At 62.8% G+C, this 739-nt stretch carries 1 pseudogene; it reads left to right on the top strand.

The features are described 5' to 3' along the window. A pseudogene (locus AEA42_RS23115) lies at positions 1-178 on the top strand (GNAT family N-acetyltransferase); the annotation flags it as partial. Positions 179-739: the final 561 nt, after the last annotated feature.

Here is a 739-nt window from a genome sequence, read left to right on the forward strand (position 1 = left end):
TTGTGACGCATCCACTCAAGGTGTAGGACTGTGTTTTGTTCAGGTATAGCCCAGTTTTTCATCCCTTAATTTAGCGCCGATTTTTATTCTGAATGATGTATTTGGCACGCAGCATGCGCGATGTGTCGGGCTAGGTCGGGCGCTGGTACAACGGTCAGCAGACTATGCTCGTAGCCAAGGAGCACGTTATTTTTTCCTCGGAGTCCACCGGCTCGATGGGCGTCGTCTGCGCATCGCCGCTCGGCGCCGGCGGCGGCGTCTCGCTGTCAGTGCGTCGACCTCGGAACCACGCCACTGGGCCTCCTGTGCTGCGGACGGGATGCCGACACTCGCGTCGGCACCGGGTGACGCCGTGAGTGTGACAGGTGGAAGGCGCTGAGTGCCCAAGGTGTATAGCCACGACGTGGGCGAACGGCAATTCTGCAGCGACGCGGCGGTGAGAGCTGATACCGGCCAAATGGTTGTGCCCAGCACCGAGGACAGCCAACGTCCGAAAGGACACGCTGTGCGCCTTGGCAGGTTCGTACTTCGGACACCCGCTTTAGGACAGTGCCAACCGGGCATCTGCCCTGTTCAGCACGTCGCGGATGAGGCCCAGGCCCCCTGTGGGGGCTGGCGGGGTGCTGCGAGGAACGCCTCGGCGCGCGCGGCGACCGTGTCGAGTTCGTCGACGCGGTCACCGTCGACATCGCCTGTACTCGAGCTCATGGGCCTCCTTGGCGACCACGGCGCCGAGAAC

This window comes from Shewanella sp. Sh95 (genome assembly GCF_001308045.1).
Lineage (GTDB): Bacteria > Pseudomonadota > Gammaproteobacteria > Enterobacterales > Shewanellaceae > Shewanella > Shewanella xiamenensis.